The following is a 26900-nucleotide window of genomic DNA, read 5'->3' as shown; positions in this document are numbered from 1 at the left end:
CTCCTTAATGTTTAGATTGGGTTTGAGAGATGAATTCTGATAGTTTTGCCAGAGACTCATCGTCAATCTCAGCATAGCGGAAGGCAGGCATTGCCCGATTTCCATTACGAACAATTTCGCGAATATAGGCTGCAGGAAGTTCACGATTTCGAATCTGCGGCCCCACTTGAACCTCATGACAATAAGCGCAAATTTTGGTATATATTTCTTCCCCATCCTTCCACGCAAAACCAGTATTAGGTTCATTTTCTGGCGCTGACCATGCGTTGCTTATTGCAAAAAAGATAAGTATTAACATGAAGGCCCATCGCACATTTATGCTTTTTATTCTTTCCATGCTGATCCTCCTAAGAATTTCAGGGATTAACAAGTGAGGTTTTGTATTTACTATAAATAAAGTAATTTTTTCGATTACTGCCACAAAAGACTGGTTACTTTCTTGCCCATGATGTCCTGATTAAACACAACTTTCGCTATTGGGGTCTCGGCACAGGCAATACCGTAGCAAACATGCAACGGTAATAAATGGTCTTCTCGAGGGTGGCAGTAGCGTGCAGAGGGAGCTTTTTGCCATTCGATTAATCTTTGCTCACGCTCATCTGTAGATAACTCTTTGTCTGTACAAGTTTCTATTAACCAGCTATCGAACTCATGGTTTTCTTTATCACCATCATTACCTTTTGAAAAGAACCGCTTTAAATTGTGAAATGACATTCCTGAGCCCACAATCAGAATATTTTTGCCTCGCAAAGATCTGAGGGCTTTTCCGATATTAATGTGCTGTTTCGGGTCTAAATTCTTAAGAAGAGATAACTGAACACAGGGAATGTTTGCAGCTGGATACATCAGCATAAGAGGAATATACATGCCGTGATCAAAGCCTCGTTGCTCGCTCACTTTTGCTGGAATTCCGTGGGTTGCTAGCAATTCAAAGATTTCTTTAGCGAGCTGAGGCTGACCTGTTGCTGAATATTGAAGTCGATACGCCTCCTCAGGGAAGCCGTAATAATCATAAATCAATCCAGGGCAGTTGCCGCCCGTAGTCGTTGCCTGATCTTCTTCCCAATGCGCGCTAATAACAAGTATTGCTGAGGGCTGATCCAAATCTTGGACTATCTCTTTAAGAAAAGTAACCATTTTCTCATGAGCTTTATCTCCTAGAATCGGCAATGGCCCTCCACCATGCGGTATATATATAACCGATGAAAGTTTTTTTGATGATGGACTATCCATATACTCATCCTCCTTAGCAACTGCTCAGGTTAATTTCTGAGTTATGGTTGCTACATGAGAGCCTTGAAAACGAGCAATTTTTAATTCATTATCTGAGGGCTGCCTACTGCCATCCCCACCAGCAAGCGTTCCAGCTCCATATGGAGAGCCACCAGTTATTTCATTCATATTCATGATTTCCTGGCACGAATATGGGACTCCTACGATGATCATGCCGTGATGGAGTAAAGTGGTATGAAACGAAGTTATTGTAGTTTCTTGCCCACCATGCTGGGTTCCCGTGGACGTAAATACGCTGCCTACTTTGCCAATCAGACCACCGTTAAGCCATAACTTCCCTGTCTGATCGAGAAAATTTCGCATTTGTGCGCACATATTGCCGAAGCGCGTAGGCGTACCAAAAATAATAGCGTCATAACTTGCTAACTCATCAACAGTAGCAATAGGTGCTTCCTGATTGAGCTTGGCTCCTACTCTCTGTGCTACTTCATCAGACATGAGCTCTGGAACACGTTTAACGACAACCTCAGTATTTTCCGCGCTTCTAGCACCTTCAGCGACAGCATAGGCCATCATTTCGATATGCCCATACATGCTGTAGTAAAGAACGAGAATTTTAGTCATGCTGTACCTCCTCATTTCACAATTCAGGATAACTTATGTTTATATGTTCAATTCTATTCTTTATTTCTGACAGATCTTAATGCTAATTGTTAAAAGGCTTTGTTAGTTTTACTCCTCAATCATACATAGAGCAATAGACATAAGCGTTTCTGACAAATTTATTGGAAAAGGATCATACCTAAAGCAGTTCGCTTTCAAATCTTACCAATACATAACTTGCCGATGAATTGCACTGAATTTCTTCCTTTTATCAAAAGGTAAAAATTTCGTTCGTAGCCGCAAACTATGTTTTTAAGAAATGTTTTTACTTGATTGACTTCGAGGAGTTTCTATGAGTACAGATATAGCTGAGTATTTCTTAATTGCGATAGGAGTATTTTTGGTTGTGTCAGTGATTGTTGGACAAAGTTTGAGATAAATTAATTACAAGAGGATTTTTATAGAGAGAGATTAATTTTAGCAGTGCAAATTCCTATCTGAGCTATTGTGTCTATAAAGTGCTTGGTAGTGAGTATGATGCTTGATGACCGCAATGGCCTAAAATATTAAGCGAATCGTTAAACAATTACTTAAGGGGCTGTAGTAGATTAGCTTAACAACTAAGCTAATCTACTACAGCCCCCAAATCAATCTTCATTCGACGACTGGAATTCACCGCTAATTTTTGACAGCAGCTTATTTGTATTTTCTTCCCATTCTCTGGGTAATTGCTTAATTCTATAGCTCGCCCCGATACGCTTCGGGGCAGATTGTCTTTTTTTAAGGCACTGCTCAACATAGCCCATAGCTTGGGTTTCGTTTTCAGCTAAGATAGTTCTGCTTCGACCCTTTGAGCCGATACGGCCATAACTCAGTTCAACTATCCAGCTACCGAATAAGTCTTGTCCGAAGGTTATACGGTAGGACCGCCAGATATTTAGTTCAGGGTTACAGGCTTCCAATAATATTGAATCAAGCATTTTACGGTCTCAATCATGGCTTGACATCGCTCTTAGCTTCCTTGCCGTTCATGGCATTATCAAAAGATTTAGCATTAATATGAGCGAGTCTGTCCTTGGTGTAAGTAACTTTTAATTTTTGGCAGATACTGATAACAAATATTACTATAAGGCCTTGGATAAGGATGAGGCTCATATCATGCAAAATATCATCTTTTCTAAAAGAAATTCCCGCCTGAATATTGGCTTTGTCGAGCAGGCCCAGCAGCTGCTTGTTGCCATGGCAATTGGTTGCGGTGGTTTAAACCGCCAGCACCAAACCATTGTTATCTACTACTGCATGCTGCTTATAATCAAATACCGATTTGCCGCTTTCTTAACCCAACGCTCTTCGTGCTAACCACACTGGTCACTTACCGCTTTATAAGCAGGCCAGGTTTTAGGTTTACACGGACTTTATGACTATACCTGTCAATATCCTATTGCAGGTATTTAGGCCTAGATACAATGACTGACTATTCCCACTGGGAGATCAGGAAATCACTGAAATAGCGGGCACTGTTGTATCAAAATATAACATCCTGTATGAAAAATAAATATTAGATAACTATGGTACACAAAGCAATTCATCCCAATTGGTTGTATATTCCTGACTGATCTTTTCTCGCTTCATCATCCAGCCCTGCTGCATGCCCTCGGATGTAAGGCGAATCGTGCCAGTACCCATCCGGTGATTGATGTGGTCTACGACTTCAATTAATTCTTGAGAGGTATAGCCTTTTGGTAGCAGTCCAAAAAGATCAGTTTGCCTTGTTTGAGCATTCACCAGTCCTGATAGCCTAACCCCTGCTTTTTGATACTCGAACCCCCGACGATATATTCTTCTCAAGCCCCACAGTGCGGTTTTGGTCAGAAGTATCGTGCTGTCAGTGTGGGTTGGCAGAGGGATTGTCGTCTCATTCCAATAATTCTCTTGCGGTTTGTTGAACCGGCTGGTATTGATGAATACGGATACTGCACCGGCATATGAGCGCTGGCGGCGCAGTTTTTCTGAAGCACGGCGCATATAAAGGGATACAGCTTCCTCTAATTCCGATAATTGCGTGACCCTCACTCCAAACGATCGCGAACAGACGATTTCCTTTTTTGGTGTTACCTCCTCCAATTCAATGCATGAAGTGCCATTGAGTTCCCGGATGATTTTTTCCATCACGACAGAGAATTTATTCCTCATGATGATTGGAGAGGCACATTTGAGGTCATAAACGTTCTGGATCCCATACTGATGAAGCTTAGGCGCGAGACGCCTGCCTATCCCCCAGATCTCCCCTACTTCGATTCTTTTATACCAGATATCTTGTTCGAAGGCTGACATGGCGGTGAAATCACATACCCCATCGAGCTGTGGGAATTTTTTAGCGATATGGTTAGACAATTTGGCCTGTGTTTTAGTAGCAGCGATCCCCACACAAACTGGCAAACCCGTCCATTGTTTTATTGTCTGCCGAATGTCCTGGCCATACTGCGCTAGATTCGAAAATCCAGTTAAATCTAAGAAACATTCGTCAATCGAATAAATTTCTTGCCGGGGACTGAACATGTTCAAAATAGTCATCACTCGATGACTCATGTCAGCATATAACGTGTAATTGGATGAGTAAGCGATGATGTTATGTTTACGGGCCAGATCTTTGAGTTGGAACCAGGGCTGTCCCATTTTGACGCCCAGCGCCTTGACTTCATTACTTCTAGCTACAGCACAACCATCGTTGTTGGATAGCACTACCACTGGTTTGCCTTCCAGATGCGGGTTGAAAATACGCTCACAGCTGACGTAAAAATTATTGACATCGATGAGCGCGATAGCACGGCGGGACATAGTTTATCCTGCTAATCAATGACTAAGCGAACCTGACTGACGGAAAAATATTAAGATTCTTATTTGAATCGTCGGAACGATCCAATAATTACGCCGAAGATCTCAAATTGCATATCCGGGCGGATATAAAGGGGCCGATAAGCTCCGGATGAATTAGCGGGCATGAGCCTTGGCATTTTGTTTGCGCCATGATCATAAATTTTGATCGTAAACTCCCGATCGACCACGGCCAATACGATATCGCCAAGCGCCGGTGTTTTTGAACGATCGACGACAACCTTATCGCCTGGGAGCAAGCCTACATCGATCATCGATTCCCCTTTGATTGTGACAAAGAAAGTGGATGCAGCGTGATCGATCAAAAATTCGCTGACATCAAGGCTTTTCTCGACGTAATCGTCGGCAGGGCTCGGAAATCCTGCGGCAACTTTTGTTGAAAACAGGGGAAGATGGGTGGGTTGCTCATTAATAATGGGGCTGAAAAACTCTTCCACATTGATTTCTGTATCCGCCAACTCGCTTTCTGCCTTCGACCGTTTGCGTTGCAAGGCTTCCAGGAAATTCCTGACGACCCCCGTCTGACTCTCTGGTATGCGCATGATTTTTGTGGGTTCACCAAAAGTGCCCTGGCCGCTCGGCCGACCTGCTTTTTCGCGTTTTCCGCCATGAGTTGACATATCAAAAGCTCCATCTTGAATAGTGTACTATATTCAAGCATACCATCCTAAATGATGTCAACCGCGTAGCAGTAAGTAAAATCTTCAGCCTGATACTTTGATCAACCTGGGCCAGCGGTCATGGATCCAGTGATATTCTGGCGGTGTCTCTTCTGTGACAATATAAACTCTTTGCTCACCGTTTCTTTCAGCAACTAATCCTTGCAGAAACATGTTTGTAGCAAGCGTGATCCAATGGGATTGCTTATTGTGATCTTTTTCCAGAAAGCTCTCGATGGGGATTAGTACAGGCTTCGGATGCCAAGGCTTCCATTTGCCCATTTTGATGGAATCCAATCTCGCCCAACCGCCATTGGGGAATTTACCGATGGCTTCTTTCTGGCGCCTGCCCCAGGTAATCCACGTGACCCCTCCTCCCCGTAGTTTTATTGGTAACCTTGCATCAGGCTGAGGAAAGTAGATTTTATGATCTTGATATTGAATACCGCCGCACATTTTAAAAATGTCAGGAAACTTGAAGGTTAATTTTTAAGCATCTGAAATCATCATCACCCATGCTCAATTTAAAGCACTTATCCACATCTTCATCCACTATTTTTGTGGATAACCTTCATCACAACCTATTAGAGCCGAACACCCCTGCCTTTTGATTTAATTATTCCATCATTTTCCGTCATAAAACTTCTCGGTTTCCGGTAGCAACTGCTGATCTCCCTGGATTATCTGACCAATGCGCGTTTTTGTGCAGTTTCCTGCCTTAACTTGGTCGGAGTCTGAAGATTTTCCACACGTGTATTTCGTAGCACGCGCTCCACAACGGATCCGACTTGTCGCTTGACCGCTTCGAGCTCAAGCACACTTCGGTTAGCCAGATCATTGAAGTCACTGAAATTAAATTCTATTTGCTCACCTGGTGCAAATAGAGGAAATACCGCTACCCCATCCACGAGCTGTGCCGCTTCTGATGCTTTCTCTCTGCCTGGGTTTTTGTTCTGGGTTGACTCCAGGTGACGATCATCATCTCCTGCAATGATGATGGGCTTATCTGGATAGGCATCATGTAGATCTTGCGCTACTTTGGGCAGATTGCCGGAATCAAACGCTGCGATGACAGGCATTTCCAACGCCTGAGACAACGTATCCGCTGTGGCATAGCCTTCGGCAATGATAATGGCAGAGGCTGTGTCGATAGTTTTATCCCATGCCAAACCATTGTTCCCTGCAATATGAAAGGTGTGCTCCTTTTTGCTTCCGGCCGCAAAAAGCTTCGTACCATTGGCTTGTATCGTTTGCACGCTCCAGATCGAACCATCAACACCCTGAGCAGACAGTAATAAATCACCGACGGTCAATACCAGACACTCAGGATGATCTTCACGCAATTGTTTGGCTTCGTGCCAATTGCTGGCAATTTTGATGATCGAATCAGCTGGTAAATGATCCGCATTCTGAGGCACGACCTTTAAATCCCCTGCCCTAGCGTGCTTTTGAGCTAAATATGGATGACTGGCATCGGCAAGGGGTGCGATAGCGAGCAATTCTTGAATGGCTTGCGCAATTTTGATGTGCTGGGCATGATGCTCGGCTTCTCTGATTTGCAATTTGATCGCGGCCTGGGCAATGAGTTCTGCTTTTTGCTCATCCGTTAAAGAATATCCTTTCGCTTTCCAGCGTGTCTCAACACCAGTTCGATTGTTCTTGAAATACCCTGCTGGGCGGCCGTCCAGATGGGCTACATAAAATCCGGATTTTTCATTTCGCTTGTCTCCTGTTACTTTGATTCTGTGAGTCTGGCCGTCCATCATCGGGTGATTGCCGTCCACTTGGCAACCTTGCGCATGTAATAACTCGGCAAACTCAACTATTGGATCTATAGCCGGTTCTGGCCGCAGAACTACGTTATCGGGTAACCAGGGTTGCAGAGCTTCGATGTCGGCATCGGGCCCCACATACCAGGCTTTAGCTGATTTATCCCAACGTGCTCCGGCAAGCTTGGCAAATTCTTTGTCTTTATAAGGCACAATCAAATATTGGCGCATACTCCCCTCCTCTTGCTTGTCGGATTGCTGCAGCATGGGTTTATCATGCTCATAGGATTGATTAACTGGATGTGTGTTGATGGTCTCCCTAACTTCCCTTTCTTGTTGATGTGCTAATGCGAGCACAAATTCCCGGATTTTTTCTGCATCAGCTGCAGTACGGAATATCTCGAGGGGATCATCCTGCAGGGTTTTGATCCATGACCCTACATAAGCCACGTGCTGCGCAGGATCATGGCCAATGCCCAGTTCTGCGCCTAATATCATGCTTGCAATCTCGGCGCGCAGTTCTTCACGGCTATATCCTTCACTGCCGAATGGATGGGAAAGATCACGATTCAAGCGTGATTCGTGACCACTCCAGTGGCCTAGTTCATGCAGGGCTGTTTGGTAATAACCAGCCGCTGTGGGAAATTGATGTTTGTACGGCAGATGAATGCTGTCGGTCGATGGCCGATAAAATGCGCCATCGATCTCACCGTGATGGATAATGGCTTGAGAGCGTTCCAATAAATCTTCTGACCGCTCGAGTGGATCCCAGTCAGGAGCCTTAATAACCAATTCTGGCAGGTTATCGATTTGCTCCGCGTTAAATACAGCGGCATAAAATACTTTGGGACGCTCAAGTTTGACGTGCTCTTTGATGGGCTGGGCATCACTGTTCAGGATCGGCACGCCCTGCTCATCGGTTTTTATCCGTTCTTCAGTAAATAGCCAGTACTGCACGGGTGTGCTTTTTTCTCCTTTTCGCACCTGTGCCCCTACCCCCTCTGCCTGTTTATAGGTCAGCCAGCGTGGATCAGTGTATCCCCGGCTGATCAGGTTCAAACTATTAATGCCCCGCCATTTGAATTTTCTTACTCATAAGCTCTCCTAACACCTTGAAGGGTAATGGGGTTTCAGCGGTTCTAAGTCCTGTTTTTCGGTGATATTGGAACCCACCCGGAAAAGCCAGTTTCAGCACGGCGCGGCGATCGCACAATCGCCCGGAATCCCAGAGCTTATGTGGGTTCGAGATAAAATCCAGGGCGGTTCTAAGTGCCGCATCGAACGAGCGCATTGGACGCATGGATTGGCCGGATTTTTCGACCAGCACGGCCTTATCGGTTTCCAGTTGCTTGACCCGCTTTTCATACGCCTTGACCATCGTTTGGCTGTCCGCCTCAACCAATCTATCCATCAATTGCTCGATTTTCTCATCCAGTTTGCGTACCTCGCGCACCATTGACTGCCCGCGCTGCGTAATCTGCGCCTGCCGGTAACGCCACCATGTTTCGAACATCTTGGTCGCGACTTTGAATAGCGGCGGTGAAGGTTCCAGCTTGTGTAGCAAGCTTACAAATTCGCCTTCGAGCTTTTCGCGGTTGATGGCCTTGCCGTAGCTTTCACAGCCTTTGGCGAAGCAGTAATAATACGGATAATATTTGCTACGCCCCTTCGTCCAGCAGGCAGTCAAAGGATTGTCGCAATCGCTACAACGCACGGCACCACGTAGTGGGAAATCTTCATTCAAATCTTTCCGTGCGGCTATTTTGGGTTTCTCCTGCATGCGTTGCTGGATTTTTTGGAAGGTTTCCAGCGAGATTAACGGTTCGTTGTGTGCCGGGCGCAACGACACATTCATGATGTCCGATTGGATGTGGCCGGCATAAATCACCCGGCTTAAAATTCGGTTGACATGTTCGTTGCTGACTTCGCCCTTGGCGTCTGTGGGAAACTCGGGAAACTGCTCAAAGAATCGTTTTACCTCTGCCCTGATTTGGAAGCGCCCGCTGGCATAGCCTTCCAATCCTTCGGCCACGATACTGGCGAGCGGCTCATCTCTCACTAGAACTTTGCCATGGCCCGGCTTTGAGGCGTACTTATAGCCAATCGGCGCAAAATGCACCCAATAGCCGTTCAGCATTCGCGCCCGTCTTCTGTTGCGGGTTTGTTCGGCATTCTTCTGGCGATGATGTTGCGACACGCTGGCAAGCAGATGCTCGACCAGCACCGAATCCGAATCTTCGCCGAATTCGATGCTGGGCGAAGCCAGTTTCGCCCCTACGCTGGAAATTGCTGTGCGCAGATGGATATGCGCTTCCACCCCCCGCGCAAGCCTGCTCAGATCGTCGATGATCACCGTCAGATTGTCTCTGCGGTGCGACCTCAAGTATTTAAGCATTGCCTGCATGCCGGGCCGGTCAATGAGCGAACCGGATTGGGAATCCTGAAACACTTCGACCACTTCCAGATTGCGGTAGCGGGCAAACTCGCGGCAGCGCGTCGCTTGCGAGGCTAATCCATCGCCTTCTTTCGTCTGCCGCTTGGTAGATACCCGGCAATAAATCACAGCCTTATCCATTCCGACTCCTTTCGTTTTGTGTACCAGCGCTTCGATTGCGTTTTTGCTCTGCTTCATCGTCTTCTCCATCCTCATTGAATGCCTTGCACAATGAAGGCGGCATGAGTACATGCACGGCATCCATATCCAGATTGAGATCTACCATCATACGCATGATATCCCAGAGAATAGTCAGTAATTCATTCTCCTGCGCGGCGGTCAGTTTCAGATCCGCCAAATCTCCACGGTATATATCATAATCCAGTGTGGGGACGGGAATGGCTTCCCGTTTATTTTCGTTCTGTTCTGTCGCATTGTTATTCATCTTCGTCTCCCTGATTTGTTCAAGGCCCTGCCTTGAAAGTTATTCATTCATCGTTTCGTGTCCCTCTTCGTCGTTTAAAAAATATTCAACACGAACAAAAAGAGAACATATTCTTTTAAAGCTGGCAATAAAAAACGTACCTCGTGCATTCAATTTCCAAAACTATTTAGCGTTCCAGTCCACGCTGTTGCTGCCTTTTTTCCTCCCAATCCTCGTGCATGGAGCGGTCGGATCGCTCGAATTGCTGCTTTGCCCGTTGCCGCTCCAGATCATTGAGCCGTGCCTCACGTTGTTCACGCAGCCATGCGCGGTTAAATGTTTCACGAATGGGAATCTGCTCGGATTTCGGGCGCAGCTCTGGAAACGGTTTGTTCAGTTTCACCATCTCGGAGCCGCGTCCCGTGCGTTCGCTGTCCCCGCGCCGCTGTGCTTCGGTCAGCTCCATCACTTTCATTTGCCTGGCATAGTATGGATCGCGTACCTGATCGAATTCCCGGCGGGATGACGGTGCTCTTTGAAAGCTTGCCGGGGTATCGCTCCCCAGTTGTGGATGCTTGCCGGAGAAGCTGGTCGTTCGCGATGGCAGCTCCCCGTCATAGTTCTTGTCAACGTTCCCGGCCATAATCGCGGGTTCGGGTGTTGTTCACCGGCTGCCGATTGGCACGTTCTTCCTCATAGTCCTGCATGCGCTGTTCGCGTTGCTCGCGAAGCGTAATTCGACCGTCTATCGGAATGCTGTCCAGTACCAACTCAGAACCGCGCCCGTCCTTGTGTTTCCACATCGCGCCGATCCGATTCCAGTATTCCTTGCCATCGCTTGTTTCGCGCACCGTGTAAGCAATTTGATCGGGTTTGCGTCCCGTATGCGATTGAGTGCCTTCATTCGGTGCATCATTTGAGGTTCTGTTGCTCATTTTTTTCTCCTGTCGTTGTGATTAAAATTTACTGCTTGTCTCGTTTATCGATGATCACGATTACCGGACAGTCATCGCCAAAATCGCGTTCAAGCAACCCGCCGCCCCCTAGATAGAGGCAATCGTTGTAATCTCTGTATGCCCCGTAATCTTTATATGAGTACCACACGAGCAAATGTGGGCCGATTGGCGAGATCATCAGTGCGGCAATCAATAGCAAAAACCAGTGACGCAACAGATAAGCCAAGCTTCGGAGCAGCACTGATAGCCATGAGAAAGAGCGAAATTTTTGAGGTGAATACATTTTCATTATTTACTCCTAGAGACGCAGTTTGATTTTTTTACGAAATGGTTTGCCGTGAAATGGATTGATGCCTACTTGCGAGCGCCAAGGCTCGATCTCGGCGTACGATACAGGTTCAAACAAAATCGGGCGGTGTTGACGCACGAATAAAATACCTTCCTTCATGCGCCGTATTTCATCAGGGGTTGCAAGCAGACGGCCCACTTCGCTGATGGTTTCGTTTAACCCGAGATGCTCGATGGATCGGTTGCCACTCATCGCCATGACCGATTGCTCGCCGAGCATTTGCTTGGAGATCATTTCCAGTGTTTTGGGCGAACGCTGACCGGGAAGAAATTGTTTGATCTCGGTTTCACTCATCAGCGTATCGAGAGCTGTCTTGCCGTATACTCGTTCAAAGGCCGCAAGATCTTGAAAGATAAGATGAAGGCGAAGCCCATACGATCTACCCCATGTCAGCAGGCTCTCTAAGCCATTGATTTTATAGTTGCTTGCCTCATCCAGAATACAATATAGGGGACGTTCTTTATTCGGATGACGTTTCATTGCAGTCAGACAACACCATTGCATCAAGCCGACATACGCCTTGTATGCCTCCATACGGCTGGCGTCAGCCACGATGAAAAGCGTAGTCGGTTTGTCGCCTTCCTTGAGATCGTTCATGCTAAAGGTCGAGCGGCCCATGGCAAGCGCTAATCGCCCGAAAGCGAACACACTCAAACTTTGTTGAGCACCCGTTACGAAACTTAGATAAGTTTTTTTATCACTGTCTGAAATCAATGTAATGAGGTTGTGTGCTTTGGCTCTGACCAACTTCGCGAATTCTGCGACATCCCGTGGGTCATGTACCTTTGCCCATTCGGTATGCTCGATGGGGAAAGGTCCATCCGGATGTGGTTTGCCTTCCATATCTACGCCCGCTAGCCATCTTGCAGTATCTTCCAAGCGTTGAGGGTTCTCTAGCAGCAATGCAACCGATGAAAGCGTGGCATCGTGCAAATCCACCATACACTCGGACAAACTTCCCAAGCCAATCAAGAAACGGCCGCCTTCACGGAAGTAGGAATTATCCGTCTCTTTCTCTCCCGGCTCTGGTTGAATTTGCATTCCCAGTTCACGTAGATCGTCATTAATGTCCCGCAAACCTCCAGGACGCGTCAGATCGTCGGCAATAATATCGAGCGGATTATACGAGTCACTTTTTCCAATAATTTCTGACCATAAATTCCCAGGATTGAGTACTCGAACAATTTCGCCACGTGCTTCCAACGCAGATTTACACAAGCAAGATAATTCTCCTTTGAAATCAGCCACTACCTTGCTTTTCCTGGTGCTCATGATGTTGGGAACAACGTTATAAATGCCTTTGCCGGAACCTGCTGGTGCGACTGTCATCGCGTTACTGGCGAAATCAAAAAACAAGGCAGGCCGGGGGCCATCCAAAGCGCACCCCCAGAATGGGCCGCGCCTATCTTTGGTCAATGCGTCTTTGTATTCCTTGACTTTAGCCCATGCGGAAGTTCCCTTCTGTCCCGATACCTTGCGGCTGCCGAAAAGGTCGATATAGTGCGAGAGATTTTCGAGCAGCCGGATTGCGGTGTGTAGGCAAAATAGCCCTGCCATGAAGTGGATGAGCGCAGAAAACCAGTCTACTACGCGACCCGCCATCATCGGCAGGGGTAGACTATTTGACCAGCCCACCAACAATACGGTAACGCACAAAAGTGTAAGTAGGCTGGTAGGATGTTGATTGTTGGAGTAGTGGCTCATGATAATGAGGGCTGGAAGTTATCCAATCTTAAAGATTGGAACGCGCTTCGAACGTGGCTCCGGCTTTTTTCATCCATGCCGACCATGCATCGGTGATGTGTTTTTTCTCAAGCCGTTGCAACGATCCTTTGGCTCCTATCCCGACCCCGATAAACTCGACATGGCATCCCTTCAAAATATCGGGCGTTGGGTTAGGTAATTGTTTTTTATCGACAACAAACTGCTTGGCCGATATTTCAGCCGAATGTTCGACACCGTCGGTAAAAACGATCACCTTCGCATTGCCGGACCCACACTGGAATTCCCGGTAAGAGTCCTCGAAAAAAGACATCAAGCGCGTTTCATTCTGTGGATTCTTGGCAGCTTCTTCGGCCTTTGCGGTAATGGCCTTCTCCAGCGCCAGCCCCACTTGCGAGGGCCGCATGCGCATCGATAGTTTTACGCGCTTGGTTAATTGGAAATTACTCAGACCGCCGTCGCCAAACGTCATCACAGCAACGCTGTCGCCCATGTTGAGCTCAGTCACTGTGTTCTTGGCATGTCTTCCGGCAGTATTGCGAAAAGCTTCTACTTCATTGGGGTTGGATGACGATTGATCCAGTACGAAAGTTATATGTGTCGGTTTCTGGGCATATGCGACACCGCTCAAGGCAGTGAATAAGAGTAAAGTCGTCAGTTTCATTTGTTATATCTCCTCTATTTAAGAATGCGGTCGATGACGCTGCGGATATGCTTGACATTTTGGGTTCTGAGAACATCGATGCGGGCCTGGATAACGGATAAGTCAGGCTGTTTGCCGAACAAGCGGCTTACCGCTGAATCCGGCTCGTCTATGCGGGTAAACAAGGCGGGATTGGCTTCGATGGCCGCCTCGGCACGCCGCACGTACTGATCGACCAGACCGGCTGCCACAATGGCCGCATGATTTCTGTAAAAACTATCGTTACGCTTTTCGAGCTGGGCAAGCTCAGAGGTCATTTTGCGAGATGCTTTGATGTCGAGTTGCATCTGCAAACCAGCCCTTCGAGAGACAAGATATTTCGACAGGGCGCGGAAAATGGCGTATGCATTCGTGCTGATCACATTGATGCATTGACCGCCCACGAAAAGGCTCATCACGGAAATTCCCATCACTCCAGCGAGAAACAAAGGAGCAGCAAGTATCAGATTGTCTTGCAGCCAGGTGATGAGGGCTTGTCCTACATTGTCGGCGTTGACTTGCTCTACCGGCAAACCAAAGATCGTATCGAGGGTTCCGCTGGTGGTGACGGCTATCACGCCGGGGAAAAGTATTATGCCGAGGAACAGACCGCCAGCGAAAACATACAGCGGCGCGAACACTGTGCTTAAATTTTTGATCAATCGCACCGACCACGCATCGGGGTTGTTCTCGCTGATCCAGTGATAGGTCAGCATGGCGATGACCGCTGTCATCGAGAGCAGTCCAGCCGAATGCTGCACGATTGGATCTTCGATGCCAGCCAGCAATCCACTGAATACCCCGTAGGCAATTGCCACTTCCACCCCGGTGGCACTCAGGAAAATAACTATCGAGAAGATCAAGGGAACCAGTTTCCACAAACATTGAATGGCCTCCCGTTTGAGCTTGTTTATGGTGATCACCACGATAGCAAATTGATGTTCGGTTATCGCGACGCAAGGTTTTGATCCATTCATAGTGCTATTCCTCCCCATCGTGGCGCTGGATCAAAGCGCGAATGGTTGGCGGGGCTGAGGCTGAGATGACGGAAGAATGATCGTCCGGATAGTCAAGAGATAGAATCAAGTGAACATTGGTCATGACACGCCGTGTTAAATCGTCTATTTCCTGCTGTTTCGCTTGCAAAGCTTGCTGATGCTCAGACGCAAGCGATTGATAAAGCTGGATGTATTGTGCATCGCCCGGCGGATAAAGATCCGCGAGGCTTTCTTTAATTTCCTGAATAGCCGTTTCAATAGATGATGGCGTAGGATTAAAATTTTCTGGGGTTTTCATGTTTTTCTCCCGTATGTAGAATCTTGAAAAACTGGTGGGCTTTCCGGTACTCATGGCCGTGCTTCCGAATTAAATTTTCAAAAAACAATTCAATTTTAGGGGGAATTTTGCGTACGAGATGTTCGTAGATACGTACGCGTTTTTGTACGGCGCACACGCAATATTCCGGTTAGCCGCGGTGCAGATTCGATAAATTAATATATATAATCAGTATGTTGATAAAATCTCTTGCGTGTAGGAAATGTCTCATGCTATGGAAATGCAGAACCTGAAGGCAGGCTGAAACGCTATAGGAAGGGAAAATGAGCAGTGACACGGAAAAGATCACATGGCTCAGACTCATTAAAGATCAAAGTCAAGGATGACAAAGTCACCATCACATTTAATGCGCAAAACTGGGATTACATATGTACCAAATTATTAATCGCAGTAGCCCTTCATGCTGAAGACCGTAACATTCCAGTCGCTAATCACATGCAGGATGCGCTAAAGCTCAAACTCATGGAAATATCTCCTTCACAAGAAAGCTTTGATGAATTTATGAACTTGTGTGAAAGGCTGGCTGAAGCTGATAAATCTGGGAAATATTCATCTGGCACTGGTAATCCTGATATAGGTGAACCCAAATAATTTTATTTTTCCAATCTGGAGAAATTAGATGAAAAGTATGTTCATCCGTTTTTTTGTTTAAACTACTATCCGAAATCATTTAGGAAAGTAGGTGTGGAAAACAAAAAAAAGGAAATTAATAAATACAAAGCAGAATCTATCGAAGCTCAGAAATACCGAGATCTTTTTGAAGAAATCTTAAAATGCGGTATCCGTGATTGGGTAGAAAAGGATGGGAAAAATATTCCCGATCTTAAGCACCCCATCGATCCATCCTACTCACGGCTTGATTTCATACATCTCCATGGCTTTTTAATTGATTGGGTAAGTCAAGGGAAGCATCGTAAACCGGTGAGTGAAGCGAGGGAAAAAGAACGCAGACAAGATTTTCGAAATGAATTAAATAAAAGAGCCGCTGGGCTAGCTGAAGTTTTTCGTTTAGGAAGAAATAGAAACATAAAATCTGGACGAATAAAAATTGGAATTCAGACTGCTGCCGAATTTTTAGATGTAGAGCTTATCCATTTACTGGCTGAATTCCTTAAAGATTGTGAAAGTAAAAAAATACAGCTTTTATTACATTCTGAATATAAGGGCACCATAGAAGATTTTCTTCGTGAAGCTCCTAAACTGGTAAGGCAACTGGAATCAGAATCAGCGCAACTCATTGCACAGGATCATCAAGAGCAACCATCTGAACAAACAACCACAGAAAGTGGACATGGGATTGATCGTGTTAATGATAGAGAAAAATGGCTTGATCCCTATAACTTTGATGCGCTTCCTCTTGAAGGCCGAGACGATGAGCGTAAATCACTCGACAAATTTATCAAAGATGACGGTCAATTCAAAATTTGGGCCATTGTAGGCCCTTCCGGTGCTGGAAAAACGCGACTGGCTTCCCAATGGGCATATGAGTCGGCTGCACTGAAAGATTGGAATCGCCGCTTTCTGCATAAAGAGGATCGAACCGAACCTGAGAAATGGTCGAACTGGATACCTGATAAACCGACATTGCTCATCATCGATTATATGTACGGTTTTGAAGCAGTGATTCAGAAATTAATGCATCACCGCCTAGAATCTGATGTACCAAAAATAAGACTACTCCTTATCGATCATGTATTTTCAGAACCATTGCACAGCGACAAACGCTGGGGATTTTCCGGCGATGGATCGAGCCTTAACCGTAATGAGAAATATTTTTTTGATTTAAAGCCGCTTGATCTTATACACACACAGGATCAAGAAGAAATCATCAAATCTGTCATTGCACATCGTTCTGGGTTTGATAAAAAAAGTGATCAAGTTGATATAGCTCACAAATATCTTCAAGAAACACAAGGCGCATATCACCCACTTTTCGCAGCGCTCGTAGGTGATGCAATAATTAAGTCAGGCAATGATTTCAAGATATGGAATCGCCGTGAACTGATCAATTACTATCTTTCAGGCGATAATCGTCTACCTTGGAAACGTGGAGATGATATAGGGCGATGGGCATCACACTTTATTGCGGTAGCGACGGCACGGCGAGGGATGCACTATAGTAATCTTATCGAGGCGGCGGGCAATTACACCCCCTCTCCTGAGCATTTTGACGGAGTGAAAGAAATTTGTCAGAAAGTTGTTGCAGATAACAATACAGAAATTTTAAAACCTTTTGAGCCCGATATCCTTGGTGAAAGTTTCTTTCTGAAATTTCTCCGATTTCTCGAAGACTCCCCCAAATATCAAGTTGAATTTCGCTAGGTATTCATGGCGGGAGTTGAAGCCACGCAAACAGAAGATGCCGCGGAATTTATTGCTTTCATCCAACGTTTAACACGGAACTTACTTAACGATGACCAGAGTCTGAAAGAAACGCGAGCGCTGTGGCATACGCTTTTCAATTTTATGAATCCATCAGATTTTGGAATAGCTAAGCCTATTGAGTGGGCGGTAACCGCTGGGATTTTAGATATCGTTGATGCATTACAAGATCAGTTCTCTGAAAAAGAAGAAATAGTTTCTTTATTCAATAAAATCGATCCCGTTGTCTTTTATCAGATTATTGGCGAAGATTTTAATGCAGCATCTGTACACTACTACATTCTTCACTTCGAATTAATGCACAAGTTTATAAAAATCCCAGCCTTAATCTCTAAGGAAATCTTTTCATTGCTTTATTTTTACTTATCAAAGGAATTTAGCGGAGAAACGCTACTCATCATCGCAAGTTTTAATGGGTTTAATAAATTTATATATGGACTGATTAATTATGGTGGAATCAACAAGGACGCAGTGCTCGACAACGGTATGAATTCGATCATGATTGCGTGCATGAAGGGAGATATTAAAACTGCAAAGTACTTACTAAATGTAGGAGCAAACTTACATGCCATTGATAACAAAGGTCTAACGGCACTAATCTGGGCTAGTGGCAAAGGACATACTAAATTAATCAGATTGCTGCTCAACAAAGGAGCAGATATTAATACTACTGACAAAGATGGTCGCACGGCACTTTTCTGTGCTAGCGTTAACGGGCACATTGAAGCGGTCAGATTACTTCTTGAGAGAGGAGCAAATAGTGAAATCCCAGATAAAAAAAGTCTTACGGCACTTACTTGGGCTATTGTTAGTGGGAACATGGAAATATTCAAATTACTACTTAAAAATAGCGCTGAAGCAAGTCCAATCTCACTTATGTCTGCTTCAATCAGCGGTCATACAGAAATGGTTAAGTTGTTGCTTGATAAGGCAGCAAAGATTGATGTTGATGCTATAGGGGATCGAACATCGCTAATACTAGCCAGCGAAGATGGTCACTGTGAAATTGTTAAGCTGTTGCTCGAAAAAGGAGCAGAGATAGATGCTACCGATAAGAAGGGTCGCACAGCGCTTATCTGGGCTAGCGACAATGGCCATGCTGCAACAGTGAGAATTTTACTCGACAAAGGAGCAGCGATTAATTTTGCCGACAAGGATAATTGTACGGCACTTATCTGGGCCAGTGCCAACGGTCATACTGAAGCAGTAGGGATTTTGCTCGATAGGGGAGCAATGATTGATTTTATCGATAATGAGGGTAATACAGCACTTATTAGCGCCAGCCGCTACGGTCATTATGAAACAGTTAGAATCTTGCTCGATAAAGGAGCAAATATTGATGCCACCGATAATGGGGGTAGTACGGCACTTGCCTGGTCCAGCCTCAACGGTCATATGGATGTAGTCAGACTGCTTCTGAATAGAGAAGCAAAGACAGATGTTACTGATGACGAGGATTGTACGGCACTTATTTTGGCCAGCGGCAACGGTTACATTGAAGTAGTGAAACTGCTACTCGATAAAGGAGCAAATATTGATGCCGCAAACAATATAGGTTGTACAGCACTTATCTGGGCCAGTGGCAACGGTCATACTGAAACAGTCAAAATCCTGATCGCGAAAGGAGCAAATATTGAATTTACGGATATCGAGAACCGTACAGCGCTTATCTGGGCCAGTGGCAATGGTCATACTGAAGCGGTCAGAATCTTGCTTGATGAGGGAGCAAATATTGATTTTGCCGACAATGAGGATCGTACGGCGCTTATCTGGGCTAGCGACAACGGACACACTGAAGCGATCAGGTTATTGATTGATAAAGGAGCGAATATTCATATCGCTGACAACGAGGGTCAAACAGCACTTATTTGGGCGTGTCTACGTAACCATATTGAAGTTGTTAAATCGCTATTGGATCGAAAGATCAAATTTGACGTATTTTATAATGAAGGACAAACGGCTTTATCAATTGCTAGAGCGAACGGACACACAACAATAATCGAACTATTGATTGAGTATGGTGTTGAAAATTAGATTTTTTACTCTTCATTTTAAGTTGATATTCTAAGGCAAACTATCAATCAGACACTTATATCACAATCTTTCGATTTCGACTTGTCCTACATTTCTTTATTTTTTTTCAATCCCTATTGAATACAAAAGAAAATGGTTATGATCGCAATTAACCACTTATTAACCCGTTCCTGTTAATGTAAAAAGGCGATTTTTATAGGCAATGTTGTGCCTTGCACAATTTGATATTAACCGGGAAGCAGGGATAATGGGGAATATTGTGCCTGGAATTTCATCGACAGTGATTCAGAATAACGTAGTTATTCTGAATATTTGGTATGCGGTAGCATACCGCGCCACTCTGACCTTATGGCTCTGCGACGGAGCCGCCAATGGTTAATAAGTCGACTGATGAAGAACTGCGGACTTCAGGTGGATTGACCAGTGTTTTTCTCGATTGTGATACCTGTCTGTCAGACGACGATTTCAATCGTCTGCGTCATATGGAATTTATCGAAAAAGACAACCAACTGCTGGTTGGTCAGCTTTCAGGTACAGTCACAGGCATGATTGAGCGCGGTTCTGTCGCCAGCAGAAATTCATCCAGGCAAGCTGAAGAAGAACGTAAAACCAAGGAGCGCCAGACCTCTCAATTTGTTGAGATAGCCGCGCAACTCCGCGCATCCATCGAACGGATGGAAGCCGATATCAAAAAACTGACCGCCTTATTCGAGAAACGCGACGGGGATGCGTGGCGTGAAAAACTGGCGCTTAAGATTCTGGATGCGGATGCAATCCCGCAACAAGAAGTGGGTGAAAGTATTCAAGCCTACCGCAAGCGGCTGGAACGCCACCTGATTGACGAAATGCTCAACCCGGACGGTACGATCAAGGACAAATACAAAAACGATCCGAAATATAGCGACTACGCAGAATGGGCGCAGAAACAATTTCACCTCACCAGCGCCAAAGCGATTGTTGCTGAACTGGATGATGACTATACCAGCCCGCAGCGCAAGTCACAACTCCTCGATGAAATGAAACAGCGTGGAGATAACCAAGAAATGGTTTTTGCAGATCGTCTTTTTAACAATTTGGATACAAAAGCATCTGTTCGTGATGATTGGGACAGTCAGCATGATGAAGAGCTTTCACAGACACGCCCTTCCGATGCCGTTTTAAAGTTTATGTCGTAAGCTACTGGAATACCGGGTTCGTATTAGCTGCTCGTTTGGCAATGACCGCAACCTTTTCACGCACGTTATCTATAAAAAATAATCCTTGCGTTCCTCCTCGAACATGAAACGAAATACCGGCGGCAGGCGCATCGTTTTGCTCAAAGAAAAACTTGATATTCGTCATGCCATGCTTCTTGAAATCTCTGGTCAGCACAGTTTTAATCTGATCGTCCGTTACACCCGACTGGGTTCCCATTCGCACAGAAATCCCTACGCCATTCGGATTCTTCTCAGACCATTCACTTCCGGCAACAAGCACACACGGCTGTTTCCAGCAGGTAATGTAATCTTCCTTGGCTGATAACAACGTTTCCTGCGCAGACGCAGCATTGCTGCCAACACCTACGAACAGGATGCCAATCATCACCCATTTACCGATAAGTCTTTGACCTATCGATATCTTTCGCTGTGACAAAAGGGAACCATTTTGTCACAATTTGCATATCTTTTTATTGAGCGAAAAGCAGCCGATCTTGCAGGCTTTTTGACACGATTGTTCCATTTTGAATTGACGGGAGGCGGTTATGAGGATAAGTCAAAAGGGTTCCTTTTTGTCTATCGTTAAGGAAATGAAATGTACAAAGAGCACAATCACGCTATCAAAAATTTTGGCTGCATCATCGGTTATGCCCGCGTTTCGACGGAAGACCAGCATCTTGATCTTCAGATCAATGCTTTGAAGCTGGCCGGGTGCAGCGCCATTTTTGAAGACCGTGGCGTATCGGCCACTGCCAAGCGGCGACCTGGCTTTGAAAAAGCGCTATCCCATTTGCAGGCGGGTGATGTTCTGGTGGTGTGGAAAATGGATCGTGCCTTTCGCTCGCTTAAAAATGCGCTGAACATTCTGGAGGAATTTGAAAATCGGGCGATTGAATTTCGGTGCCTGACCGAAGACATCGATACGACCACACCAATGGGAAAATGCATGTACCAGATCCGTCATGCGTTTTCGGAGCTGGAACGCAATCTCATTCGCGAGCGTACCAAGGCGGGAATGGAGGCCGCGCGGCAACGCGGAGCGCATCTTGGCAGGCCGAAGAAGCTGTCTCGTTGCCAGATTGCCCGTATGCAAAGCCTGCTACAATATCAGCCTAATATGACTCCCGTACAGATTGCAGGTCAATTCAACGTTTCTCCGCGTACGATCTACCGCGCTCTGTCCCAATTTTCTCATATAAAGGAAAAATTGATGACCAGCACCAGATAACCAGAACGAAACTTACTGTTATCACACTTGCATGCGCATGCAAGGCTAAATGGGATCATTTATCAAGTTCCGAAAATTATATTACCTATCTTGCAAGACGGCACATTTAGGTATTATTTGTTCATAGGGGAGGAAGTATATGTGGCGCGATAGTGAAAGCGATCAGGATTTTCTGAACTTCACCGAGCTTGCAGATCAGATTGCAACGCTGGCTACCAGCCCACAGCTGCTTCCTGTATCTATTGGTGTGTTCGGCACTTGGGGGACAGGTAAATCTACGGTCTTGGCGCTCGCAGAGAAGCGCTTGCTTATATCCGGTCTGGATCCCATCATAATCAAATTTGATGCATGGCTTTATCAGGGATTCGATGACGCCAAAGCTGCACTCATGGAAGTGGTTGCTGATCGTCTATTGAATGAAACTGCCGCGAAAGACACTCTATATCAGAAAGCTAAGGGTTTCGCAGAACGTGTAAACTACTTTCGAGCACTCGGGATGGCCGCCGATTTTGGCATAGGCATGGCGTTTGGTGTGCCCCCCGGTCTTCTAACTAAGGCAGGCGGCGCAATAACTTCACTTATTGCCGGCACGGGCGGAGCAGATGATGCTGAAGCGCTCAAAGACGCTCGAAAAACCGTTGGAGCGACATGGTCAGAACTCGTCGGCCCTAAAAAAGAGCGAACTCCGCCAAAAGAAATCGACGCCTTTCGGCAGGAGTTCGGCGAGATTATTGAAGGACTCGAACGTCCACTTGTACTTTTCATAGACAACCTTGATCGTTGCCTGCCTGATGTCGCTATTGGCACTTTGGAAGCAATTCGGCTTTTCCTCTTTATCCAAGGAACTGCATTCGTCATTGCAGCTGATGAGGACATGGTTCGGCATTCTGTAAGCAAGCATTTCAAAGACATAAATTCACGACACGTGAACGACTATTTGGATAAGGTCATACAGGTGCCGATGCGTGTTCCTCAGGTCAGTAATGAGGATGTTCGCGCATATATGTATTCTTTGTTCGTCGAACTACATGCACCTAGCAGACTTGCGGATGTACAGAAGTACTTGCTTGATGCACTTCAGAATAGCTGGTCTGGTAAAACATTCTCAAAAGCTGAAATTAACAGCCTTGCTGGGAGCCCGACAGATCTCCTCGATTCACTTTCAGTATGCGATAGGCTTGCGTCCATTTTGACAACCGCTCCGACGATTGGCGGGAATCCTCGTATCGTGAAGCGTTTGCTAAATGCGATCACCCTTCGCCAATCACTTGCACGCAGCAGAGGAATGAACGTTGACCTGGCAACTTTGGCCAAATTAGCCGTGTTCGAAAGAAGCACCGATGGCAAAGCCGCCAGCGCACTGTATCGCCTCGTAATGGAGGACGACAAGGGCGGCTTGTTGCTGTGTCCAGACGCAAAGCTAAAGGATAAGCGTCCCGAATTGCCTGTCGAGTGGAAAGGTTATGAGGAATTCATCACGAGCTGGCGCGAAATGGAACCTGCTTTTGAAGACGCCAAGTCGTTACGGCCAGCTGCATTCCTTAGCCGCGATGTCATGGCACCTTCCTTCGCCAGAACAAGTCTCTCAGATACGGCAATGAACACATTGGCTGCGTTGCTTTTGGTAAACAGTGTCAACTCACCTCAAGGAAAAAAACTTGCTGAAGACTTGCCTCCAACTGATAGAAGAGTAGTAATGGGAGAAATCGTTGCTCACCTAAGAGAGCAAGATTTCTCCAAATCCCCATCAGGTATTCACGGGGCAATTATTCTCGCTCAGTCGTCAACCGACGCCCAAGCAGAGCTAAAAACTTTTGTCGGTGGGCTTACCATCTCCAATATGCACAAAGCGACAAAATATCTGCTCGAAAATGCAAAGATAATAGAAGGAGAGAAATAATGGGAACATCACAATCCAAGCCGTCGGCAAGACCTGGAAGTCCCTTGGTTCCGTCTTGGGCAGCAGCAGATCCACCTCCTGCAGATGCAGCAAATCTACCCCAACTGCCTCCCGCAGATGAGACGCAACAACCGGATGAGATCATCCCACCAAGACGGCACGCCAACTTTCGCCGGGCACTAAAGCAATTCATGCGATCTGGAAATCGAGACGACGCGAGGCGAGCACTTGGACATTATTCAAGAGGATCAGCAGGCAGTGGGTCAGGTGGCGCTCAACGAATGGCGAGAGCGTCGAAAGTGGGTGGAGGAGTTATATCTGCCCTCTCGAATGCCGTCGCTGGCAACACCGTTGCGTCAAACGGATTTGACCTCGCCAGCCTCACCGGCCGGCCCGTCCAAGATGCAATCAATGAGATCGTCGATGCATTCTGCCCTCCAGGGATCATTGATGAGGACATCTTGAGAGCATCCATCGGTGAAGCGCTAGTTGAAGCACTTGATGGTTTGGACAAATTTGATTTGGCCGCATTAGATGATCACGCTGTAGTAGTTGCCACACGAGCTTTCATCGCCGAGATGGTGTTCAGCTCGATTTCCGCTGATCAGGGACAATCAGTAGGCAGCGTATCACCACAGGAAGCAGTAATCCGTGAAAACGATCTGCGGATCCTAGTTTGCGAGGTAACAGACGCGAAGGCAACCCCAGCATTACAGCAGGCGGGTTCATCATTGAGCCAGACTCAGGTTGAAGGACTAATTCATTCAATCGTCGAAACTGTGTTCGGGGAAATGTCGAAATGGTAGCGACACGCGTTATTGCCACCCCTAACGATTCCGATGCCATGACCGCAATGCGAAAGGGAAACATCGGTGTTGCACTTTACCACGCCGGTACAACTCAGCTTCCGGGCCTGGGAAGCAACTTATCTCAGTCAGTAGTAAAACAGCTTCCCCAACCTCCATCAGTGGAGGCTTGGGATTTTTTATCAATAGCACTTGCTGTTTTCGCAGCTGATCGATTCGTTTTGAGAGCCAACGCAGAAGATGGGTGGACCAGGGTCATTGCACTTGATGTCGCGGTTTCTAACCCCGTCCCTTGGATACCGCACTTAAAAAGACTTGCTGCTACTCTCCGATTCCTAACAGGAGATATATGGCAGCTATCTTTGCGTAGCGGCGGGATTTCGCCTCCCACATTTTCTCCCCGAATGACTGATCGCGATGCAATCTGCTTATTTTCTGGTGGCCTTGATAGCCTTCTGGGGGCTATTAAACTCCTTAATGATGGCAAACATCCTTTTTTGGTGAGTCAAGGCTCACCAAAGGAAATTTCACCGCAGAAGTATCTCGCAAATGCCTTGAAATTAGATAGTTATCGGTTTGATGGTCGCGTTACCGAAAAATGGCACCCTCCCTATGAGGGATCGACTCGTAGCCGATCCATAATATTCTTCGCATATGGGATTGTCGCCGCTTCCTCACATGGTTTGAATGAACTGTTCATCCCTGAGAATGGGCTTATTGCGATAAACCCTCCCTTTACGGCACGACGCTTTGGTTCCCTAAGCACGCGAACAACGCATCCTTACTTTCTTGAAGAGCTGGAAGTAGTGTTGCGCGCAGTAGGATTAGACATTGCGCTTACGAATCTATTCGAAGGAATGACTAAGGGAGAGATGCTGGCTGGAAGCAGTCGCAGCGACATCGAGACACTCGCTGCCGAGTCTTATTCGTGTGGAAAAGGAAAGCGAATTAATATGCAGTGCGGCAGATGTATACCATGTCTCATTCGGCGCGCCTCGTTCCAAGCAGCTGGATTGACAGATCGAACAAAGTACAAGGTTATGAATCTATCCGGTTCCGCCCAACATGACGATGTTCTCGCGGCCAGACTGGCTACCACTCGTGTGGCACGCCTTTCATCAGAGGATATCGCACGCTGGGCCGGAAAGGCGGGGCCGCTCCCCATGGATATTTTTCGCAGAAAGAATATAACGGACGGCGTGGAAAGAGGATTTGCAGAGTTGGCTGGTTTTCTCGATGGAGTAAGATGGCTTTAATAGACTTCCACTGTCACCTAGACTTATTCTCCGATCCGCATCGCGTCGCTCAGGAAGCAACACGGCGCGGCATCTATGTTCTCTCGGTGACAACAACTCCAAGTGCATTTCTTGGCACAAAGGCACTGGCCCCTCCGAATAGTCGAATCCGAACAGCCTTGGGTCTACATCCCGAGATCGCTGTGGCAAGGGAGAATGAACTTTCTCTATTCGAAAAGCTTTTGCCATCTACGGCTTATGTCGGAGAAGTTGGCTTAGATGGTTCCCGGCAGCATAGAGATACGCTTGATCGTCAGGGAGCAATACTTACCACTATCTTAAGCTTATGTGCCGCAGCGGGCGGTAAGACGATATCACTTCACAGTCGTGGTGCTGTAAAACCATTATTAGATATAATTGAATACGAACCCTTAGCTGGACGACCTATACTACATTGGTTTTTAGGAACAGAAAAAGAAATTTCTCGAGCAGTTGAAATGGGCTGTTGGTTTTCGGTTGGTCCCGCCATGCTGAGATCAGAAACAGGTCGTAAGGTAGCAAAAAAAATACCATTAGATCGTGTTCTACCAGAAACGGACGGACCGCTTGCGAAAATCAATCAAAAGAAATTATTCCCTTGGGATGCAATAGGTGTAAATTCACAACTCGAAACCATCTTGTCAATTTCTTCCGCTGAAATTGAAGACATATTTTCAATGAACTTCAAGCGTTTGATATCTTTATCTGGAAGGGATGAAATTCTATAATGTAGGTAAAGTCATATTCGTTGATTGCGAACAAATTTAGAATGCAATCGCGAATATTTAATCTCATAGTACATTCATCAAAACTCTCTGAAAGATATTCACTGAGCTACAGATACGCCCAATCACTTTTGTATGACGCCTCGTCAATTCCGTCTTACACCTCCTCCCGCTACGCGCAAGCTGTGCGTTGTACTACAAATGTTCCATTTTTCGTCCAACGCAGCTTGGCAAGGGAGACGCTGCGCTCTCCCGTTGCATCCCTCTAGCTTGTCGTCCCTGAAGAATCCTTTT

General features: G+C 46.2%; 29 protein-coding genes. 11 read left to right on the top strand and 18 right to left on the bottom strand.

Annotated elements, in window-relative coordinates; all coding sequences use genetic code 11:
* Nucleotides 1-4 precede the first annotated feature (4 nt).
* The 4 genes from ABF87_RS08005 to ABF87_RS07990 form a co-directional block, all read right to left on the bottom strand.
* Complete coding sequence (locus ABF87_RS08005) at nt 5-337, bottom strand: cytochrome c (RefSeq protein ID WP_160828659.1); 333 nt, start codon at nt 335-337, stop codon at nt 5-7.
* A 74-nt stretch (nt 338-411) separates the two neighbouring features.
* On the bottom strand, nt 412-1233 hold the full coding sequence (locus ABF87_RS08000) for a class III extradiol ring-cleavage dioxygenase (RefSeq protein ID WP_160828615.1): 822 nt from the start codon (nt 1231-1233) through the stop codon (nt 412-414).
* Between the two features lie 24 nt (nt 1234-1257).
* A complete protein-coding gene (gene wrbA / locus ABF87_RS07995; protein WP_160828614.1) occupies nt 1258-1857 on the bottom strand; it encodes an NAD(P)H:quinone oxidoreductase in 600 nt (199 codons plus the stop codon).
* A 626-nt stretch (nt 1858-2483) separates the two neighbouring features.
* On the bottom strand, nt 2484-2816 hold the full coding sequence (locus ABF87_RS07990) for a WGR domain-containing protein (protein ID WP_160828613.1): 333 nt from the start codon (nt 2814-2816) through the stop codon (nt 2484-2486).
* A gap of 118 nt (nt 2817-2934) precedes the next feature.
* Here ABF87_RS07990 and ABF87_RS07985 point away from each other — a divergent pair, with 118 nt between their 5' ends.
* Nucleotides 2935-3195, top strand: a complete 261-nt coding sequence (locus ABF87_RS07985; protein ID WP_160828612.1) for a hypothetical protein — start codon at nt 2935-2937, stop codon at nt 3193-3195.
* 207 nt (nt 3196-3402) lie between these two features.
* On the opposite strand, the gene ABF87_RS07980 is transcribed toward ABF87_RS07985, so the two are convergent.
* The 13 genes from ABF87_RS07980 to ABF87_RS07925 all read right to left on the bottom strand — a co-directional run bounded on the left by ABF87_RS07980 (nt 3403) and on the right by ABF87_RS07925 (nt 15022).
* A complete protein-coding gene (locus tag ABF87_RS07980; RefSeq protein WP_160828611.1) occupies nt 3403-4674 on the bottom strand; it encodes a Y-family DNA polymerase in 1272 nt (423 codons plus the stop codon).
* 59 nt (nt 4675-4733) lie between these two features.
* A complete protein-coding gene (gene umuD / locus ABF87_RS07975; protein ID WP_160828610.1) occupies nt 4734-5351 on the bottom strand; it encodes a translesion error-prone DNA polymerase V autoproteolytic subunit in 618 nt (205 codons plus the stop codon).
* A gap of 84 nt (nt 5352-5435) precedes the next feature.
* Nucleotides 5436-5846 (bottom strand): hypothetical protein, encoded by a 411-nt coding sequence (locus ABF87_RS15010; RefSeq protein WP_240143596.1) that lies wholly within the window; start codon nt 5844-5846, stop codon nt 5436-5438.
* A gap of 224 nt (nt 5847-6070) precedes the next feature.
* Entirely contained in the window at nt 6071-8218 is a 2148-nt protein-coding gene (locus tag ABF87_RS07965) for a zincin-like metallopeptidase domain-containing protein (protein WP_164503190.1), read from the bottom strand.
* Nucleotides 8219-8222: 4 nt separating this feature from the next.
* On the bottom strand, nt 8223-9791 hold the full coding sequence (locus ABF87_RS15005; protein WP_160828609.1) for a recombinase family protein: 1569 nt from the start codon (nt 9789-9791) through the stop codon (nt 8223-8225).
* Complete coding sequence (locus ABF87_RS15000; RefSeq protein ID WP_160828608.1) at nt 9727-10038, bottom strand: hypothetical protein; 312 nt, start codon at nt 10036-10038, stop codon at nt 9727-9729. The genes ABF87_RS15005 and ABF87_RS15000 overlap by 65 nt, the downstream gene beginning before the upstream one ends.
* Before the next feature lie 166 nt (nt 10039-10204).
* Nucleotides 10205-10660 (bottom strand): hypothetical protein, encoded by a 456-nt coding sequence (locus ABF87_RS07950; RefSeq protein ID WP_160828607.1) that lies wholly within the window; start codon nt 10658-10660, stop codon nt 10205-10207.
* Nucleotides 10644-10952: a hypothetical protein gene (locus ABF87_RS14670; RefSeq protein WP_164503189.1), complete on the bottom strand. Its 309-nt coding sequence runs from the start codon at nt 10950-10952 to the stop codon at nt 10644-10646. Before ABF87_RS14670 ends, ABF87_RS07950 begins: the two co-directional genes overlap by 17 nt.
* Nucleotides 10953-10980: 28 nt before the next feature.
* On the bottom strand, nt 10981-11262 hold the full coding sequence (locus tag ABF87_RS07945) for a hypothetical protein (protein WP_160828606.1): 282 nt from the start codon (nt 11260-11262) through the stop codon (nt 10981-10983).
* Nucleotides 11263-11271: 9 nt separating this feature from the next.
* Entirely contained in the window at nt 11272-13026 is a 1755-nt protein-coding gene (locus tag ABF87_RS07940) for a type IV secretory system conjugative DNA transfer family protein (RefSeq protein ID WP_160828605.1), read from the bottom strand.
* A gap of 28 nt (nt 13027-13054) precedes the next feature.
* Nucleotides 13055-13708 carry a vWA domain-containing protein gene (locus ABF87_RS07935; protein ID WP_160828604.1) on the bottom strand — a complete coding sequence of 218 codons (654 nt, stop codon included), beginning with the start codon at nt 13706-13708 and terminating at the stop codon, nt 13055-13057.
* Between the two features lie 14 nt (nt 13709-13722).
* Entirely contained in the window at nt 13723-14703 is a 981-nt protein-coding gene (locus ABF87_RS07930) for a hypothetical protein (protein ID WP_160828603.1), read from the bottom strand.
* A gap of 4 nt (nt 14704-14707) precedes the next feature.
* The gene (locus ABF87_RS07925; protein ID WP_160828602.1) at nt 14708-15022 is read right to left on the bottom strand and encodes a hypothetical protein; all 315 of its coding nucleotides are present in this window, start codon (nt 15020-15022) and stop codon (nt 14708-14710) included.
* Between the two features lie 309 nt (nt 15023-15331).
* Between ABF87_RS07925 and ABF87_RS07920 the strand changes: the two genes are divergently transcribed.
* The 5 genes from ABF87_RS07920 (at nt 15332) to ABF87_RS07905 (ending at nt 20652) form a co-directional block, all read left to right on the top strand.
* Complete coding sequence (locus ABF87_RS07920) at nt 15332-15652, top strand: hypothetical protein (RefSeq protein ID WP_160828601.1); 321 nt, start codon at nt 15332-15334, stop codon at nt 15650-15652.
* A 93-nt stretch (nt 15653-15745) separates the two neighbouring features.
* Nucleotides 15746-17383 carry an ATP-binding protein gene (locus ABF87_RS07915; RefSeq protein WP_160828600.1) on the top strand — a complete coding sequence of 546 codons (1638 nt, stop codon included), beginning with the start codon at nt 15746-15748 and terminating at the stop codon, nt 17381-17383.
* Nucleotides 17384-17389: 6 nt separating this feature from the next.
* Nucleotides 17390-19477 (top strand): ankyrin repeat domain-containing protein, encoded by a 2088-nt coding sequence (locus ABF87_RS07910; RefSeq protein ID WP_160828599.1) that lies wholly within the window; start codon nt 17390-17392, stop codon nt 19475-19477.
* 247 nt (nt 19478-19724) lie between these two features.
* A complete protein-coding gene (locus tag ABF87_RS15275) occupies nt 19725-19856 on the top strand; it encodes a hypothetical protein (protein ID WP_275689457.1) in 132 nt (43 codons plus the stop codon).
* Nucleotides 19857-19893: 37 nt separating this feature from the next.
* Nucleotides 19894-20652, top strand: a complete 759-nt coding sequence (locus ABF87_RS07905) for a hypothetical protein (RefSeq protein WP_160828598.1) — start codon at nt 19894-19896, stop codon at nt 20650-20652.
* Nucleotide 20653: 1 nt separating this feature from the next.
* On the opposite strand, the gene ABF87_RS07900 is transcribed toward ABF87_RS07905, so the two are convergent.
* Nucleotides 20654-21109, bottom strand: coding sequence for a hypothetical protein (locus ABF87_RS07900; protein ID WP_160828597.1), 456 nt, complete (start codon nt 21107-21109; stop codon nt 20654-20656).
* Between the two features lie 159 nt (nt 21110-21268).
* Here ABF87_RS07900 and ABF87_RS07895 point away from each other — a divergent pair, with 159 nt between their 5' ends.
* From ABF87_RS07895 to qatD, 5 genes are all read left to right on the top strand, one after another.
* Nucleotides 21269-21901: a recombinase family protein gene (locus tag ABF87_RS07895; protein ID WP_160828596.1), complete on the top strand. Its 633-nt coding sequence runs from the start codon at nt 21269-21271 to the stop codon at nt 21899-21901.
* Nucleotides 21902-22040: 139 nt separating this feature from the next.
* The gene (locus ABF87_RS07890; protein WP_160828595.1) at nt 22041-23801 is read left to right on the top strand and encodes a P-loop NTPase fold protein; all 1761 of its coding nucleotides are present in this window, start codon (nt 22041-22043) and stop codon (nt 23799-23801) included.
* A complete protein-coding gene (locus ABF87_RS07885; protein WP_160828594.1) occupies nt 23801-24607 on the top strand; it encodes a hypothetical protein in 807 nt (268 codons plus the stop codon). Before ABF87_RS07890 ends, ABF87_RS07885 begins: the two co-directional genes overlap by 1 nt.
* Entirely contained in the window at nt 24601-25863 is a 1263-nt protein-coding gene (gene qatC / locus ABF87_RS07880; protein WP_160828593.1) for a Qat anti-phage system QueC-like protein QatC, read from the top strand. Before ABF87_RS07885 ends, qatC begins: the two co-directional genes overlap by 7 nt.
* Nucleotides 25854-26609: a Qat anti-phage system TatD family nuclease QatD gene (qatD, locus tag ABF87_RS07875; protein WP_160828592.1), complete on the top strand. Its 756-nt coding sequence runs from the start codon at nt 25854-25856 to the stop codon at nt 26607-26609. Before qatC ends, qatD begins: the two co-directional genes overlap by 10 nt.
* The last annotated feature ends 291 nt before the right edge of the window (nt 26610-26900 follow it).

The organism is Nitrosomonas sp. JL21 (genome assembly GCF_009833095.1).
GTDB lineage: Bacteria > Pseudomonadota > Gammaproteobacteria > Burkholderiales > Nitrosomonadaceae > Nitrosomonas.
Note: the sequence above shows the minus strand (reverse complement) of the source record. Positions and strands in the feature narration are given on the sequence as shown.